We start from the raw sequence: 16,749 nt of genomic DNA, 5'->3' as shown, positions 1-16,749 counted from the left end.
AATATCTCAGAGGCGGGAAATCATTATCGGCAAGGCAATGCCGATGGGTTGCCGGCTATCCGCCAGGACTCCCGGTAGATCTTCAGGCAGGATTTCAGGAAAGACCTGGGGCAAGGATTCGGGTGGGGTGGAAAGAATCATAACCGTGACCCGCCGATTGCGCATACGGCCCTCCTCGCTGTCATTAGAGTCGACAGGCCGGTTTTCGCCGTGGCCCACCGCTGTCAGGCGGCTCGCATCTACTCCCTGGTTGATCAGCAACCGTACAACACTGCTGGCGCGCATTGCCGACAATTCCCAATTGGAAGGAAATTTCTCAGTGATCGGGATATTGTCGGTGTGGCCTTCCACCTGAATCGCATAGTCGTCATTCTTCAACACCAGCGCCACCGCCTCAAGCACCCTGCTCGAATTCTCCTGCACTTCCGCCTGGCCCGGCGCAAACAGCACGCTGGCATTGATTTCCACACCCAGTCCCACGCTACTCTGGATGACTCGCACCTGACCGTTTTCTACAAGGGGGGCGAAGGTGGACATCATGTCATGGGCGATGGCTGCCATCCTTTCCTGCTGCCGGCGCCTCGTTTCTTCAAAATGATTTGCCTTTTTTATCGCCTGGCTGTCCGCAATCGAAGGTACTGGATCCGGTACCGCGACTATCACGTTGCGTTGATCCGCCTGCGCGTCGAGAGCGTTGACAAGCGACTCCGCCAACACGCGGGATTTACCCGCATTAACTTGGGAGATCGCATACATGACGACAAACAGTGCAAGCAGAAGGGTGATAAAGTCCGCGTAGGACACCAGCCAGCGCTCGTGATTTTCATGCTCTTCCGGTTTGCGCCTGCGCGGCATCTTGGCTCCAGATGGTGGGTTATGGATGAGCAGGGGGCGCTCGTCCGCAGACATTTTCGTTTATTCTTTATCGCTCGTTTCTTTACCGCTTCGGCGCTCCGCCATCCGGCGATCCGGATTTCTCCGGTCAGCTTTTTTTGCGCCTCTGCTATCAGAATCGCGGCGTTCTATACCGGAGCGCCGTTCGCCTTGCCTTCTCTCTATGCCCCCGGTACCTCTCGATGACGCTTCTCCGCCACTATCCGGATTAGCTGCATCTTCAACTTTACCTGCCAAGGCTGTGCGCTCCTTGTCTCTCATTAGTTCTCCTGAATGGATTGCTTTTCGTATACCGCCACTTTGCGTCATCATCGATATTCGTCTGTAAGATCATGCCTTACACTACATAGCCCCCAAGTCGTCCCGCGATCAGGCGCGGATTCTCGCCTTTCGCAATTCCCACCAGCCCATCCACCAGCATTTCACGCATCAGTACCTGACGGGCAATGAGGGTTTTCAGCTTGTTGGCAATCGGCAGAAACGCTAGGTTGGCCAATCCCACGCCATAAATGGTCGCTACGAACGCCACGGCAATACCCGCACCCAGGTGGGTGGGGTCCGACAGATTCTCCATCACCTGGATGAGCCCCATCACGGCCCCCAGAATGCCGATCGTCGGCGCATATCCACCCGCCGCTTCCCATACCCTGGCGCCCTGCCGATGCAGTTCGTCGAACGTATCGATCTCCACCTCCAGCACGCGCTTCAATACGAGCGGATCTGTACCATCGACTACCAGTTGCAATCCCTTTTTCACGAATGGATCATCGATGCCTTCGATATGCGAATCCAGCGAGAGGAAACCCTCTTTGCGCGCCGCGGCACTCCAGACAGCGATATGCTCTACCACTGCCGGCGCATCGAGTCGCGGTGGAACGAATACCCAGCGGCTCATTTTCATGCCGAGCACAAACTGGCGCACGGGGCTTTGTAACAGCACCGCCCCCAGCGTGCCGCCCAGCACCATGGCAAAGGCGGTAAACTGGATAAGCGATCCAGGATTGCCGCCTTCCAGCGCCTGCCCGCCAAAGACCGCGACTACGGCAACAATGATACCGATTATGCTATTGAGGTCCATGCGCATTCCTTGAGTCTGGCGCGAAGCCGCGCAACAGCCTGGCTATGAATTTGGCACACCCTGGATTCAGATACACCCAGAATCGCGCCAATCTCCTTGAAATTCAATTCCTGCTCGTAGTACAGGCCCATCAGCATCTTCTCGCGCTCGGGCAGGTTGCCTATCGCGCTGATCAGCGCTTGCCGGAGATCGCTATCCAGCAGGCTTGCCAAGGGGTCAGCGGAGTCAGGGGTATCAGCGGCGCAGTTGCGCTCCAGAAAATTGTCATCATCGCTATCAGCGAAGTCTTCATAGTGGATTAGCTGAGCGCCACGCGCATCGAGCAGCATCTGGTGATAACCGGCGATAGGCACTCCTAATTCCCCAGCTATCTCGATCTCGCTGGGCGAACGGCCAAGGCGTTGCTGCAGCGCATTAATGGCCGCCTCGATTTGACGCATGTTCCTGCGCGCTCCACGCGGCAACCAGTCCATCTGACGCAATTCATCCAGCATCGCGCCGCGAATGCGCTGCTGCGCATAAGTCTCGAATTGAGCGCCCGGCATTTCCTCGTAGCGATTCAGCGCATCCATCAGGCCAATCATTCCAACCTGGATCAGGTCATCGGCCTCCACACTGCCAGGTAGCCGGGCAATCATGTGATGAGCAATTCGTTTGACCAGCGGAGCGAACGTGACGAGTTGCTGCTGTTTGTCGATCGCACCGCTTGAGGTGTACATTGTCTGATTCATCGTGAACTCGTGTTTAATCCGTTGGCAATGCTGCTTTGACTGCTTTGCAAAAGCCCCTGCATGAAGCGTTCCAGACCTCTTCCCTCGGTCGCTGATTCAGCGTCCTGACAGGGACGGTCTGTCAATAATTCCGCCACATGATGGAATGCAGTCACTGAAGCCGAGGGTTGAAATGTGCCGGCGACCGGCTGTCCCAGGCAGAGCTTGCGGTCCTGTGGGATAGAGCCCATGAAGTCGAGTTCCACCTCCAGATAGCGCCTGGCTGCTCCGGCCATGTTGTCAAAAATCATCTGCGCTTCGGTCTCGTTACGGGCCCTGTTGACCAGTACATTGAAATTTCGCCGTTTGTCGTGATAGAAACCACTGATATGCTTGATCAGCGCGTAGGCGGCGGTAATGGAGGGCGGCTCGGGAGAAACAATCACGACGATCTCATGCGTGGAAAAGGTAAACGGAAGAAGATAGCTGGATCGGCCCGGTGCGGCGTCAATCAATACCAAATCCACCGGTCGAGCAAGATGCGCAAAACAGCCGATCAGATAAGCTCGATCGCCCGCGCTGAGCTTCTCCAGCACACGCATACCGCGTCCTGCCGGCAGGATAAAAAGCCCTTCGGGGCCCGGAATGATGACGTCATCCAGGGTCTTGTCGCGCCGGATCACATCCAGCAGATCCCGGTGCGCACTGAGGCCCAGCGTAGCACTGACGTTACTGGCGCTCGTATTCTCGTCGATCACCAGTACATTTCTACCGTTACGTGCCAGCGCCGCCGCGAGATTGATCACCGCCGTTGTCCTGCCCGCGCCTGTATTGCCGGAAGTGACGGTGATAACACGCAAAAAGTCCTGCACCAGTAAGCGGCGCAGTCCTTCTGCCTGGTCATGGATGGGCTCAGCCAAGGCGAGCCCCACTCATGTCCGTCTTGCGCGCGCCCTTGTTGCCGTCGGGCATGACTAATGAGAACGCCTCTTCCGCCATGGCGAAGGGAGAATCAGAAGGTACATTTTCCAGGGCACAGCTAATCAAATGCGCGGCATCAGCCATTTCCAGGTCTTCCGGAACCCGCTGACCCTGCGCAACATAGTAAAGCGGCAAGCGATGGCGGATTGCGGTGTCGATCGCGCAGCCTGTACTGACCGCTTCGTCCAGCTTGGTTATGATCGCCCCTGCCAGACCATCGCCTCGATAGGCGTGGGCAACTTCATTCAGCGTATGTCCATTTGAAGCGGCATTGAGCAGCAACAGTCGTTTGACCTCAGTGCCGCAACCGGCGAGCATCGCAACCTGTTCGGCCACCATCTGGTCACGCTGACCCATACCCACCGTGTCGATCAGCACCATATGCTTGCCACGCAGTTCAGCCAGGGCAAGGGTCAAGTCCTGCGTGTCCCTCACGGCATGCACGGTTACACCCAGTATCTTGCCGTAAATCCGCAGTTGCTCGTGTCCGCCGATGCGGTAACCGTCGGTCGTCAGCAGTGCAAGCTTGTCCGCTCCATGACGCACCACACAACGCGCGGCAAGCTTTGCGGTAGTCGTCGTCTTGCCCACGCCGGTCGGGCCAACCAGCGCATATACCCCCCCCTTTTCGAGAAGTTCGCGCTCGCTGCCCATGGTCTGCAGATTGCCGGCCAATATTGTTTTTGCCCGGCTTATTGCGCCTTTTTCGTCAATATCGGCAGGTAACTGGTTCATCAGGTCGTGCGCGAGGGAACTGCTGAAGCCCGCCGCCAGTAGCTGGCGCAGCAATCGTCCACGAATGGGATCGCGGCGTTCTTGCTCGTTCCAGTTCAGCGTGGTCAATTGTTCCAGGGTGCCATGCATCAACTTGATTTCTCTGAGAACGCTCGCAGCCACGTCGTCCGCGACCTGACGAAAGTCGAGTGTGGACGGACGCCTTTTGCCGGGAGTCGGGGTATCCGGCTTCGCTTGCGATCGACGATCATTCCGTTTCCGTTTACCAGTACCGCCAACATCTGCTGCTGCGGTTTTAGTCACCGTTCGCCGTCCTATTTCAGGATCAGAAGAATTTGTTGGTGAACCCCGTTTTTTGCCGGCACTTGCCGAGTCCGGCGTCACATTCACTATTGGCGCTGTTGGGCCAGCCAATCCACTTGTCAATCCACTTGTTTTGGGTAGTTCGATTGCGGGATCTGAAATTGCCGCATGATCTGAAATCGCCCCATTCCCTCTCCATCGCTCCTGCTTCTCAGGAGGGATGAAAAGATCGGGCCGAGGCGGATATTTACCATCTGTGCCGCCTTTTTCAACATACGAAGTCCGTATCTGGCGTCCAGGCTTCGCCGCATTCTGTTCCTTGCCTGCCTCGGGCACAGACCCTGCTTCATCAAGCTCGGACGGCGGTAGCAGCAAGGTCATGTCATTATTGCTCAAGGCCAGTATCTCGACACCGCCATCCATCGCACGATTGGACAGAATTACCCCTTCGGACCCGAGTGCTTCACGCACCTTGCGCAAAGCTTCACTGGTGGTTTTAGCGAAAAATCTTTTGATGCTCATGCTCTGGCTCCCAGAATGGATGTGACTTTAATATTGCTGGAATCGGGTACTTCGGCGTGTGATAGTATCTTGAGCTGGGGTACAGCGCGGCGCAGGAAGCGCGCCAGTAATGTCCGTAGCGGTGCGGGTACCAGCAGTACCGGCACAAGGCCGACCTGTTCCTGCCGCTGGCTCGCTCCCGAGGCTTCGCGCAACAATGTGTCGGCCAGACCCGGTTCGATGCCGGTCCCGTTCGGGCTGGCCTGCAACGCTTGCGTGAGCAATCTTTCCAGCCCCGAATCCAGCGCCATGACCTGCAACTCGCCGGCTTGCGGCCATATTTGCTGGACGATTGCCCGACCCAATGCGATACGCACAAGTGCCGTTAATTCGTGCGGGTCCTGTATCCGGACCGCATGCTCGGTCAGAGCGTCAACGATTGTCCGCATATCGCGAATGTGCACGCTCTCTTCGAGCAGATTCTGCAAGATCTTCTGCAGGGTGGAGAGCGAGAGCAGCTTCGGAACAAGATCCTCTATCAGCTTGGGCGAATCCTTCGCCAGGCGGTCGAGTAATTGCTGCACTTCCATACGGCCCAGCAGTTCCGCTGCATGACCATGCACCAGATGGTTCAAGTGGGTCGCCACGACTGTGCCGGCATCCACCACTGTATAACCCAGCATCTGGGCCTGCTCGCGCTGACTGGTTTCAATCCATACCGCCGGCAGTCCAAATGCCGGATCGCTGGTGACGAGGCCAGGCAAGTTCGCGGAGGCGCTACCCGGATTGATTGCCATGTACTGACCCACGTTGACCTCTCCGGCGCCGATTACCACACCTTTAAGCGTGATTCGATATCCGTTGGGACGCAATTCCAGATTGTCGCGGATGTGCACCGGTGGGGGGAGGTAGCCCACTTCCTGCGCGAATTTCTTGCGTACGCCTTTAATCCGCCTCAGCAGTTCCCCATCCTGAATCCTGTCCACCAGCGGGATCAACCGGTATCCCACCTCGAGTCCGAGAATATCCACGGGCATCACGTCGTCCCAACTCGCGTCCTGCGCTTCCGGCTGCGCGGGAAGCGCCGCCGGTGTGCGCGCCGCAGCCTGATTGCTACGCCGAACCATCATATATGCGCCAGCGCCCAGAACAGCCGCCAGGAGCAGAAAAGCAACATGCGGCATACCCGGTATCAGGCCCATGAGGCCTATGATGGCAGCGGTCAGAATCAGTACCTGCGGCCGTGAAAAAAGCTGGCCTGCCAGTTGCGTGCTGATATTTTCATCTGTGCCGACGCGGCTGACTACCAGACCGGCGGCAGTAGAGATGATGAGCGCAGGAATCTGTGCAACGAGACCATCTCCGATGGCAAGCAGGGTATAGTTTTTTGCGGCGGTCGCCATGTCGAGGTCGTGCTGCAGCATGCCGATGATCAAGCCGCCAATCACATTGATGAACAGAATCAGGATACCGGCTATGGCATCGCCTCTCACAAACTTGCTGGCGCCGTCCATCGAACCGTAGAACTCTGCTTCCTGGGCGATGGTGGTGCGGCGTTTGCCGGCTTCCTCTTCCCCGATGAGGCCGGCGTTCAGGTCGGCATCGATCGCCATCTGCTTACCCGGCATCGCATCCAGCGTAAATCGCGCGGCAACCTCCGCGATCCGGCCGGCGCCCTTGGTAATCACGATGAAATTGATCACCACCAGAATGATGAATACGACGATGCCCACCGTGTAGTTGCCGCCGACCAGATAATGTCCGAACGCTTCAATCACTTTTCCGGCCGCATCCGGTCCGTTATGTCCTTCCATCAGAACGATGCGGGTCGAGGCGACATTGAGCGACAGCCGTAGCAGTGTCGAAAGCAGCAGCACTGTCGGAAACACGGCAAAATCCAGCGGCTTGAGCGTGTGAATGCTGACCAGCAACACCATGATGGAGAGCGCGATGTTGAAGGTGAACATCATGTCCAGGAGGAATGCAGGCAGCGGCAGGACCATCATGCCGAGAATCATGAGTATCAATAGCGGGCCAGCGAGGTTATATACCTTCACACTACTGAACAGATAAGCCAGTTTTGCCGTTAAAGTCGTTAAAGTCATGTTCATTTAGTTTTGCCCGGGCCTTTGGAAGTATTATTTTCCGGGTCCAGTTCAGGAGGTACCGGCAGCGTATCCGGCAGCCGAGGGATCTTGCCGCCGGGTTCACCGTTTTCACGATAACGGCGTAGCTGGTAAACATAGGCCAGAACCTCTGCCACGGCGTTATACAAAGGTTGAGGAATCTCGTCCCCCAGCTCAGCGTGTTGATACAGGGCGCGAGCAAGCGGCGGGGCTTCCAGCAACGGCACTTGATGCTGCTGTCCTACTTCACGGATTTTCAGCGCCAGAAGATGCGTACCCTTGGCAACAACGCGTGGCGCACGCATCTTGCCCTCCTCGTACTTGAGCGCAACCGCATAGTGAGTCGGATTGGTGACGATCACGTCAGCCTTCGGGATTTCGGTCATCATGCGTTTTCTTGCCATGGCCCGCTGCTGTGAGCGGATACGGGCTTTGACGTGCGGATCGCCTTCGGTTTCCTTGTTTTCCTGGCGCAGTTCCTCTTTGGTCATCTTGAGCTTGCGATAGTGGTCCCAAAGCTTGAATGGCACATCGACCGCCGCGATCAGCACCATGGTTCCCGCGATAGCAAGAAAGCTTATGACAATAAGCTCGGCTATATGGCCTGCGCTCGCCGCGAGCGGCGCCGCAATCAGTGACAATACCGCTTCCTTGTGATGCCAGACAGTCCAGACGCCCATCGAACCAATCAGCGAGGCCTTGAGAAGAGCCTTGGCCAATTCGACCAGGCTATTCCATGAGAACATACGAGCCATGCCCTTTAACGGGTTTAGCCGGTTGAAGTCAGGTGTGAGCGACTTCCAGGTAAAGAGCCAGCCGGAAAGCAGCATGGGGGCGCTTAGCGCCACCGCGAACATCAGGATCAGGAAAGGAGTGAATGTAAGTAGGGCGTGGGAGGACAGGTCGAACAGACGTTCTGTGAGCAGGTCGGAATCGAAGCCCACCTCTCGGGACAGTTTCATCCCATCCTTCATTAGGTGCGTGAGTTCCCGGCTGAGATGGTCGCCCATCAGCCACAGGCCTGTACCGGCGGCGATCAGAACGACGAATGTGGATAGTTCCGCGGAGCGCGGTACTTGCCCTTCATCGCGGGATTTCTCCAGCCGTCTCGGTGACGCGGGTTCCGTTTTTTCCAGATCGCTATCTTCGCTCACTGCTGATCCCTGAGAACACACCCATAATCGAGCATATGGAGATTATCGAGTGGCTCAGGGATAGATCATCACGGGAAAAGAACGAAATTCCTCCCCCAATTCTGCTTTAAGAGTAGATATGTGCCAGAGCTATGGCTATGGTTACGTGCGGCGTGAATGCACGCTGCGCTCAGGAACCTCTCGGCCGCAGGGCTTGCAAATTCACAATTGTGCCCTTATTGATGTTTGTCGTTTCGCCGCCCTCGCTACTCAGCGCTGCCGCAGCCCTTTTGCTCATTACAATAATACTGATACGGCGATTGACCGGATTCGTCGGGTCGTCTCTGTCGAAAAGCGCAGCTGAACTTAAACCAACCACCCGCATGATCTTTTGTTCGTTTATGCCGCCCATGATGAGTTGACGCCGCGAGGCGTTGGCCCGGTCGGCCGACAGCTCCCAATTGCTGTAATGCTTCTCGCCGCTCGCATAGGGCGTTGCGTCGGTGTGGCCGGCGAGACTCACTTTATTTGGCATCTCATTCAGCACTCCGCCGAGCTTTCGCAGGATCTCCCTGGTATGGGGTTCCAACTCGGCGCTGGCCAGCGCAAACATTGGCCGGTTCTGATCATCAACAATCTGGATGCGCAGCCCTTCAGTGGTAATGTCCAGCAGCAATTGCTTCCTGAACTGGCGCATGGTCGCGTTGGATTCGATCAACCGTTCCAGTCGCTTCTTCAAATCTTCGAGCCTGCGTGCATCGAGACGTTCCAGTTCCGCATGGACTACCTTGAGGTTGGTAGCTCTTCTGGAAGTTTCTCCCTCATATTTTCTGACCTGCCCACTTTTCTCCGTCAAATCCCTTCCACCGCCCTGAATCATGCTTGAGCCGCTGCCGTCGCCGTCCTTCGGCAGGACTTTCGGCGGAGGCTGGAAGTAACCGGAGATACTCTGCAATTCGGCTTTGCTGGAGGAACTGAGCAACCACATGAGCAGGAAGAATGCCATCATTGCTGTAACAAAATCAGCGTAGGCGATTTTCCACTGGCCACCGTGGGGACGGCCAAGCTTCTTGATTCTCTTGATTACAATGGGGCGATGTTGGGCAGCCATGACAGCTCCTGTTATTTATTGGTTCTGGCCTGTCTGACACAATCTTCCAGCTCGCTGAAACTGGGCCGCTCGGTCGAGTACAGTACCTTGCGGCCAAACTCAACCGCCAGCGCTGGTGCATAACCATTAATACTCGAGAGCAGGGTAACCCTGATGCACTGCAAGACCTTGGTGGATTCCCCAAGCTTCTGCTCCAGCACGGCGGCAAGCGGTCCCACGAAACCGTAGCCCAGCAGGATGCCGAGAAAGGTGCCCACCAGCGCCTGGGCAATCAGCACACCCAGCTCGGCCGGCGGAAGACCCACCGACGCCATCGTATGCACTACCCCCATCACTGCCGCCACGATGCCGAAGGCCGGCATGCTGTCGGCCAGCTTGGCGATGCAGTGTACCGGTATTTCACCCTCCTGATGATGGGTCTCGATCTCGTTATCCATCAGGTTCTCAAGCTCGAACGCGTTGAGATTGCCGCCCACCATCAGGCGCAGATAGTCGGTCATGAACTCAACCACCTGATGATCCGACAGGATATTGGGATAATTCGCAAAAATTGCGCTCTCATAAGGATTATCCACATCATGTTCTATCGACATCAACCCTTCCTTGCGCGCCCGGGACAGAAGGTCGTAGAGCAGCGCCATCAGATCCATGTACATGGCTTTGGTGTACTTGGGACGGGCAATGATTTTCGGCAGCGCATGCAGCGTGGCTTTCTGCGCCTTGCCGGTATTGCCCAGCACGAAGGCGCCCAGTGCGGCGCCGCCGATTATCAGCAGCTCCAGCGGTTGAAACAGCGCCCCCAGATGTCCCCCGGCTAGCGCGAAGCCACCGAACACCGACCCGAAGACGACAAGCGATCCGATTATGATTAGCATATTTTCCGAAACTTCCTCATCCGTCCCACCCGAACTGTTGTACCAATTGCACAACCCGTACCTTGATCAACCCTGCCCTGCCGGAGGTTTTCTGCATTTTCCAGATGAATCAACTCGTCAACGGTAGACGCAGAGCAAAACGATCGCGGTGAAATATTCACCTATGTAACGGCCGGATTCAGGCAAACTTTAAGGAATGAACTTGGCGGGAAAGGCGAGAAAAGATTGGAAAAATGTGGATTGCGGGAAGAAAGAAAAAGGCTCCCGGTCGAGAGGACTCGGGAGCCTTTGATGCTAGACCGCTGCAGCAGTGAAAGTAATCGCCCGCGGTTTGTTGGTTTTGCCGGCTCGTGACGGAGTGTGGCACAACCCACACACGTAGCCGTGATAAAGATCGTCGGCATGTACCACAAAGTGGCCGCCGCACTGGGTGCAAGGCGCGGTTTGTAGAATCTTTCCCTCGAAGAAGCGCACCAGGGTCCAGGCGCGAGTCAGACTCAACACCGGCTCCATCTGACACATCTGGCAGTGTTCCAGATAGAGCTTGTAGGTCTTGACAATGGCTTTCATGCCACGGCAATCCGCATGCGTGATCAGATAGCGGTAAATATCCGCAAATACCGACGAGTGGACATTGGGCTGCCAGGTCAGAAACCAGTCGGCAGAAAACGGCAACATCCCTTTGGGAGGGGAAACCCCTCTCAATTCCTTGTAAAGCTTGATAAGGCGCTCACGACTCAGGCTGGTTTCACTTTCCAGCAACTGCATGCGCGCCCCAAGGCCAATCATCTCGATTGCCGCCTGAATCTCCCTGGCTTCCGACACTACACTCTTCTTGCGCATGATGATTTCTCCTCGTTGTCCGGTAATTCAGGAATCCCCAAATGGGTCAGGAAATTTCTTCGGCTGGTTGACCCGCTAGCAGGATAGTCGCGTGGGACTGGACCATCGTCTTTTCTTTACTGTAGTTGGCCAGCATGCCGAATATCAGACTGTCGTCGAAACGTATGCGGCACAGCATCATATTGGAGTTTGACAGCTTGAGGATCTGGGCAGGCGACAGAACCTCGAGTACTTCAGCGATATCCTTGCTAATCCCAAGTCTGAAAATGGCCATGTCCTTGTCGGCTAGAACCATCTGCTGGGCCAGCATCAGGTAGGTCAGGTTGAGTTCCTTTATTTCGTTGGTCAGCTCGTTCGCTTTCATCTTGATCTCCCTTTATGGAATGCATGCATTGTGCGCATTCGCAAAGCGTCAAGAAATTGGAATCCTTCGGATTCCCGCGTAGGAAATGATTGAGCTTCCGTGTAGGAAAATTTCCTACACGGATTACTCGAAGAGTCGAGGAGATAGGATCACATCCTGCGGCGACTGACCAGAGACAGTCTGGAATCTCTGGGCGGCGATGTTAATGTTCCGCCTCTTGTTAACGGCCGTCGTCCGGGAAACTTGAAATGCAGGCCAAAATATTCTGCCTTGCTACTATATGAAAGGAAACTCACCCACTCGGGGCGTCGAAGGTAGTGTAAGACAGACTGCCGGTCGTTCATTTATAATCTTTTGTGATCTTTTTTGAAAAGTAATTCATCGTTAACAAATGTCTTGATTTACTTCTCTTCGGAAGTTTTTCCCAGTTGTAGCAATCATTTGAGCTTGGCGCACCACCTCTACAGAAGATCCACATCACATAAAAGTAGCGTGATTGCTCCGAAACTTCCTTCGCTGGATTAAAGATGGCAGGTCGTCATTTCACTAATATGCGAATCGCTGATTTCTGGAGGCGGAGGATAAGTATTTACAAACAGAACTCTTTTTTTGAACGTGCTCCTTCGCGACCCACCGTTGCCGCCATAACATTTGCGATCTTCATGTCACTCACGCTGGCTAGCTGGTGGGTTGTCAAGGCGCTTCAGGAGCGAAATGCGAATGACAGGTTCAATGAGGTCCTCACTGATGCTACAGCCGAAATCAAGCATCACTTTTCTGGATATGAACAGGTGTTGAAGGGCGGTCTGGGGTTGTTGCGTGCCGCCGATCCAGTTTCAAGAGATGAATGGCGCACATATGTGGGCGCCCTACGGATAGACGACAGTTATCCGGGAATCCATGGCGTGGGTTTCACAAAATATATTCGTCCATCGGAACTCGCAGTCCATATTGATGCGGTGCGGGCCCAAGGGTTCTCCGATTATAAAGTCTGGCCGGAGTCCCCACGTGAAGAGTATACGGCCATCATATATCTCGAACCATTTGCCGGAAGCAATCTGCGCGCTTTTGGATACGACATGTACTCCGAGTCTGTCCGGCGCGCAGCCATGTCCCGGGCGCGGGATACCGGCGAAGCCGCCCTCTCGGGCAAGGTAAAGCTTGTTCAGGAAACCAGCGAGGATATTCAGGCGGGTGTTCTGATGTATCTGCCGTACTATAAGCTTGCAAAGCTCCCCGAAACGATGGAAGAAAAACGTTCGTCCCTTGCGGGTTATGTATATGCGCCCTTCAGGATGAACGATTTCATCCGTACCATTCTTCGTGCCGAGCTTGATATTCTCGATCTGAAGATTTTTGACGGCAAAGTAATGACGGAGAGTTCTCTTCTTTTCGACAGCAACGAAAATCAATCTGAACAGATGGTGGCCCCTCAATTCAGGCGGGCAATACCGATAACTGTTTACGGACAGACCTGGACTATAGAGGCCACCTCACGCCCTGCATTCGAGAAAGCCATAAGCAGTTATGAAGCCCTCCTCGTCTTGTTTGTCGGAATTCTCGCAAGCATTCTGACCGCCATGGTTTCATTTGTCCTTTCCGTAAATAAGGAAAAGGCTCTTGCCCTGGGGCGAATAAACAAAAAATTGCTGTCGGCTATGGAGGAACAACAGGCTGCAACACTTGAACTTTCTAATTCAAAGCTTCGAACGGAAAGAATACTGGAAAGCATAACCGATGCTTTTTGCGCAATCGATCGGGAATGGCGCTTTACCTATGTGAACAAGGAAGCAGAAAATCTGTTACGGCGAGGCCGCACCGATCTTCTGGGCCGGGTGTTCTGGGAAGAATTTGGGGAGACAATAGGAAGTACATTTGATCGCGAATTTCATCAAGCCCTGGCCGAAAACGTCACGGTAACCTTTGAAGATTTTTACGCACCGCTCGGTAAATGGTTTGAGGTCCGCGCCTACCCTTCGGAAGAAGGTCTGGCTATCTATTTTCGTGACATTACCGCGCGAAAGCAGGCTGAACAGGCGCGCCAGGAAGCCGATGTCCGCATTCGCCAGCAGGCATCCCTGCTTGACAAGGCAACGGACGCTATTATTGTCCGTGGAATCGATCATCGCATCCGATTTTGGAACCAGGGTGCTCAACGGCTTTATGGATGGACGTCAGAAGAGGTGATCGGCGAGTCAGTAGCGGTATTGTATGAAGATATCGCAGCCTTCCGTGAAGCGACCGAGCTAGTCATGGATATTGGGGAATGGCGAGGTGAAATCGCACAGCGGTGCAAGGATGGTAGCACTTTGATGACGGAAGCCCATTGGACGCTGGTCAGAAATGATGAGGGGCCACCCCAGTCGATCTTCGCGATCAATACCGACATTACGCAACGCAAGATGGCGGAAAACGAAATCCAGTATCTCGCTTTCTACGATTCTCTGACCGGCTTACCCAACAGGCAACTCCTGCTGGACCGGCTGCGGCAGGCGCTGTCGGTGAGTGCACGTAACAGGCGCATGGGAGCATTGCTGTTTATCGACCTGGACAATTTCAAATTGCTCAACGATACCCTCGGCCATGACTTTGGCGACCTGCTATTACAGCAGGTCGCCCCTCGCCTGATCTCTTGTGTCCGCGAAAGCGATACTGTAGCCCGTCTGGGAGGAGACGAGTTCGTGATTGTGCTGGCGGCTGAATTTAGCGAAGATCATGACGATGCCGTTGCTCAGATAAAGACCATTTGTGAGAGGATCCTTGTTGCCTTCAATCAGCCTTTCAATTTGGGAATTTATAAGCACCACACTACGCCGAGCATCGGCATCGCGCTATTCAGTGATCAGTCGCACACAACGGATGAACTGCTGAAACATGCAGATCTGGCGATGTATCAGGCAAAAGCATCGGGGCGTAATGCCATGTGTTTCTTCGACCCTGATATGCAGGACGAAATGAATGCGCGCGTTGTTCTGGAATCGGATTTACACAAAAGTTGGGAGAGAAACGAGTTTGTTCTCCACTATCAACCCCAGGTCGATAGCAATGGCGTAACAGGTGCCGAAGCATTGATAAGATGGCAGCATCCGCGGCGCGGCCTGTTGGGTCCAGCTGAATTCATTCCCCAAACAGAGGAAACTGGTCTGATTCTTCCCCTGGGCAATTGGGTGCTGGAAGCTGCGTGTAGCCAACTGGCGACCTGGTCTGCGCGGCCGGAGACAGCCCGACTCAATATCGCCGTAAATGTCAGCCCGCGCCAATTTTGTCAGCCGGATTTCGTGGAGCTCGTAGTCTCGACGCTCGACCGAATCGGGGCCGATGCGAGAAAGCTCAAGCTCGAGCTTACCGAGAGTGTGCTGGTACACAACATGGATGATACCATTGCGAAAATGGCGGCGTTGAAAGCCATAGGTGTAGGTTTTGCCCTGGATGACTTTGGCATTGGCTATTCCTCACTCTATTATCTCAAATGCCTCCCACTGGACTGGGTAAAGATCGACCAGTCTTTCGTGAGAGACGTACTGACCGACACCAACAACGCGACCATTGTCCGCGCCATTCTGCTTCTCGCGAAAAGTATGGGGCTAGCCGTGATTGCCGAGGGAGTGGAAACCGGAGCACAAAGGGACTTTCTCGCCAAACATGGCTGCAGCGCGTATCAAGGCTATCTGTTCAGCCCCCCACTGCCGCTGGATCAATTCGAGGAATTTATATCTGGGAGAGATGGGCACTAGCAGTAGTGGGGACGACTAGCGCTATGAGCCGGATTAAGGACACTTGCAGTAACCGGAATACGACATGCGGGTTGTTTGGCGAACATTGTCCACTCGGGTTTGCTCAACTATCTATAACGTCAGTCGTCGAAGTGGTAGATCCCTCAATACAATCCGTTCAATCAGGATGCTACGCAACCAATACCTGGATCGTGTCAAAGATATTGCTTTTGCGATCGCCAATGTTAAAAAATACTACAACTCAAGAGTAGCAAACCGAGATTTAAGATTAGAAATATGGTTTAAGTACTTGTTTTATAGGTTTTAAAACTGAAGCCTAAAAAAGCCTGGTCAATGCCCACCTCGGATCACTTGCGGCGTCCCATAATGTTGATTTGCATCTTTTGCAACAGAAAGAAATTTGCCAGGAGAAGACATTGCGGGGAGGGATGCCGGATAATCAGTCACGAGATTCGCATGCGAGCAAATGGAGTTTGTAACCCCTTTTTTTCGGTAGTCACCTTTAGTGCGGTTTCGCTCATATCAAATATCAAGTGCCCGCTTTGAGAAGAATAAGCCGACCATTCCCCGTCCATAAGGACGCACAACATTTCACCCATCCCCATTCCATTAGCTAATGCTTTCAATTTTGGCCCTAACCATCAAGAAAACCATCTCGCTGTTCGTGCTGATGGGACCTGTTTCCATGATCCCGGTTTTTCTCGCGGCTACGGAGGGTTCTGATCTACCCAGCAAGGGCCGCTTTGCAAGGACTATCGGGGTGAGCGTTACGGTGGCATTGCTGGCGGCAACGTTTCTGGGGATGCCCATTTTAAGAGTGCTAGGCGTATCACTGGGCGCGATGCAGGTTGGTGGAGGAATTATTGTCTTGTTGCTGGCAATAGCAATGGTCCTGGGGAAGGAAACAACCTTCAAGGGATCGCCCGGTATTGCTAATGAAGATGGTGTTCGGGAAGCCGCAATCGTTCCTCTGGCTGTGCCACTACTGGCTGGCCCCGCGGCATTCAGTTACGTAATGGCAAACAGCGCATGGCATACCTACTCCGATTTGATTCATGTGGTGGCGCCTATCCTTATCGTAGGTATTGTGTGCTGGATAACTTTTTATATGGCTTGCCACGCGGAAAAGAAGATTCGGCAATCCACTTTGGATGTCGTACAGCGCGTTGGAGGATTTATCCTTGCGGCGATAGCCGTAGAGATGATGGCGACTGGATTACGCGGACTGTTTCCGATGCTTGCTTCAGCGTAATGCCAGAATTCTTATTAGAGAAAGATTGGACCAAGGTGGGTCGAGAACGAAAATCTACTATTGCTCAAAAATGGATGGGTACCACACATCGGCAGCAGTATTTTGAGGG

General features: G+C 54.3%; 14 protein-coding genes. 2 read left to right on the top strand and 12 right to left on the bottom strand.

What is annotated here, in order from left to right:
- Positions 1-6: 6 nt before the first annotated feature.
- The 12 genes from motD to flhD form a co-directional block, all read right to left on the bottom strand.
- Positions 7-909 carry a flagellar motor protein MotD gene (gene motD, locus CRO05_RS09000; RefSeq protein ID WP_235001363.1) on the bottom strand — a complete coding sequence of 301 codons (903 nt, stop codon included), beginning with the start codon at positions 907-909 and terminating at the stop codon, positions 7-9.
- A gap of 6 nt (positions 910-915) precedes the next feature.
- Positions 916-1,155, bottom strand: a complete 240-nt coding sequence (locus CRO05_RS08995; protein WP_097066897.1) for a hypothetical protein — start codon at positions 1,153-1,155, stop codon at positions 916-918.
- A gap of 76 nt (positions 1,156-1,231) precedes the next feature.
- Positions 1,232-1,972 carry a flagellar motor protein gene (locus CRO05_RS08990; RefSeq protein ID WP_097066896.1) on the bottom strand — a complete coding sequence of 247 codons (741 nt, stop codon included), beginning with the start codon at positions 1,970-1,972 and terminating at the stop codon, positions 1,232-1,234.
- Positions 1,954-2,691, bottom strand: coding sequence for an RNA polymerase sigma factor FliA (locus CRO05_RS08985; protein ID WP_097067893.1), 738 nt, complete (start codon positions 2,689-2,691; stop codon positions 1,954-1,956). Before CRO05_RS08985 ends, CRO05_RS08990 begins: the two co-directional genes overlap by 19 nt.
- 8 nt (positions 2,692-2,699) lie before the next feature.
- Positions 2,700-3,602, bottom strand: coding sequence for an AAA family ATPase (locus CRO05_RS08980; protein WP_159462714.1), 903 nt, complete (start codon positions 3,600-3,602; stop codon positions 2,700-2,702).
- Complete coding sequence (gene flhF / locus CRO05_RS08975; RefSeq protein WP_097066894.1) at positions 3,595-5,223, bottom strand: flagellar biosynthesis protein FlhF; 1,629 nt, start codon at positions 5,221-5,223, stop codon at positions 3,595-3,597. Before flhF ends, CRO05_RS08980 begins: the two co-directional genes overlap by 8 nt.
- Positions 5,220-7,313, bottom strand: coding sequence for a flagellar biosynthesis protein FlhA (flhA, locus tag CRO05_RS08970; RefSeq protein WP_097066893.1), 2,094 nt, complete (start codon positions 7,311-7,313; stop codon positions 5,220-5,222). Before flhA ends, flhF begins: the two co-directional genes overlap by 4 nt.
- Positions 7,310-8,482, bottom strand: coding sequence for a flagellar biosynthesis protein FlhB (flhB, locus tag CRO05_RS08965; RefSeq protein ID WP_097066892.1), 1,173 nt, complete (start codon positions 8,480-8,482; stop codon positions 7,310-7,312). Before flhB ends, flhA begins: the two co-directional genes overlap by 4 nt.
- Before the next feature lie 169 nt (positions 8,483-8,651).
- Positions 8,652-9,572 (bottom strand): flagellar motor protein MotB, encoded by a 921-nt coding sequence (motB, locus tag CRO05_RS08960; protein WP_097066891.1) that lies wholly within the window; start codon positions 9,570-9,572, stop codon positions 8,652-8,654.
- Positions 9,573-9,583: 11 nt separating this feature from the next.
- Entirely contained in the window at positions 9,584-10,447 is an 864-nt protein-coding gene (gene motA, locus CRO05_RS08955; protein ID WP_097066890.1) for a flagellar motor stator protein MotA, read from the bottom strand.
- A 294-nt stretch (positions 10,448-10,741) separates the two neighbouring features.
- A complete protein-coding gene (flhC, locus tag CRO05_RS08950) occupies positions 10,742-11,290 on the bottom strand; it encodes a flagellar transcriptional regulator FlhC (protein WP_097066889.1) in 549 nt (182 codons plus the stop codon).
- A gap of 46 nt (positions 11,291-11,336) precedes the next feature.
- Complete coding sequence (gene flhD / locus CRO05_RS08945) at positions 11,337-11,654, bottom strand: flagellar transcriptional regulator FlhD (protein ID WP_097066888.1); 318 nt, start codon at positions 11,652-11,654, stop codon at positions 11,337-11,339.
- A 662-nt stretch (positions 11,655-12,316) separates the two neighbouring features.
- On the opposite strand from flhD, the gene CRO05_RS08940 reads away from it, so the two are divergent.
- Together CRO05_RS08940 and CRO05_RS08935 are read left to right on the top strand one after the other, a co-directional pair.
- Positions 12,317-15,388 carry an EAL domain-containing protein gene (locus CRO05_RS08940; RefSeq protein WP_159462713.1) on the top strand — a complete coding sequence of 1,024 codons (3,072 nt, stop codon included), beginning with the start codon at positions 12,317-12,319 and terminating at the stop codon, positions 15,386-15,388.
- 616 nt (positions 15,389-16,004) lie between these two features.
- A complete protein-coding gene (locus CRO05_RS08935) occupies positions 16,005-16,640 on the top strand; it encodes a MarC family protein (protein ID WP_097066886.1) in 636 nt (211 codons plus the stop codon).
- The last annotated feature ends 109 nt before the right edge of the window (positions 16,641-16,749 follow it).

The sequence above is a fragment of the Nitrosovibrio sp. Nv4 genome (assembly GCF_900215485.1).
GTDB lineage: Bacteria > Pseudomonadota > Gammaproteobacteria > Burkholderiales > Nitrosomonadaceae > Nitrosospira.
The sequence above is the reverse complement of the archived record's forward strand: the minus strand, read 5'-3'. Positions and strand labels throughout refer to the sequence as shown.

Excerpts from the sequence above, each read along its gene's own strand:
- CRO05_RS08940 (WP_159462713.1), top strand. The coding sequence starts at position 12,317 with ATGTCACTCACGCTGGCTAGCTGGTGGGTTGTCAAGGCGCTTCAGGAG.
- CRO05_RS08935 (WP_097066886.1), top strand. The coding sequence starts at position 16,005 with ATGCTTTCAATTTTGGCCCTAACCATCAAGAAAACCATCTCGCTGTTC.
- motD (WP_235001363.1), bottom strand. The coding sequence starts at position 909 with ATGTCTGCGGACGAGCGCCCCCTGCTCATCCATAACCCACCATCTGGA.
- motA (WP_097066890.1), bottom strand. The coding sequence starts at position 10,447 with ATGCTAATCATAATCGGATCGCTTGTCGTCTTCGGGTCGGTGTTCGGT.
- motB (WP_097066891.1), bottom strand. The coding sequence starts at position 9,572 with ATGGCTGCCCAACATCGCCCCATTGTAATCAAGAGAATCAAGAAGCTT.
- flhD (WP_097066888.1), bottom strand. The coding sequence starts at position 11,654 with ATGAAAGCGAACGAGCTGACCAACGAAATAAAGGAACTCAACCTGACC.
- CRO05_RS08990 (WP_097066896.1), bottom strand. The coding sequence starts at position 1,972 with ATGGACCTCAATAGCATAATCGGTATCATTGTTGCCGTAGTCGCGGTC.
- flhA (WP_097066893.1), bottom strand. The coding sequence starts at position 7,313 with ATGAACATGACTTTAACGACTTTAACGGCAAAACTGGCTTATCTGTTC.
- flhC (WP_097066889.1), bottom strand. The coding sequence starts at position 11,290 with ATGCGCAAGAAGAGTGTAGTGTCGGAAGCCAGGGAGATTCAGGCGGCA.
- flhF (WP_097066894.1), bottom strand. The coding sequence starts at position 5,223 with ATGAGCATCAAAAGATTTTTCGCTAAAACCACCAGTGAAGCTTTGCGC.
- CRO05_RS08985 (WP_097067893.1), bottom strand. The coding sequence starts at position 2,691 with ATGTACACCTCAAGCGGTGCGATCGACAAACAGCAGCAACTCGTCACG.
- CRO05_RS08995 (WP_097066897.1), bottom strand. The coding sequence starts at position 1,155 with ATGAGAGACAAGGAGCGCACAGCCTTGGCAGGTAAAGTTGAAGATGCA.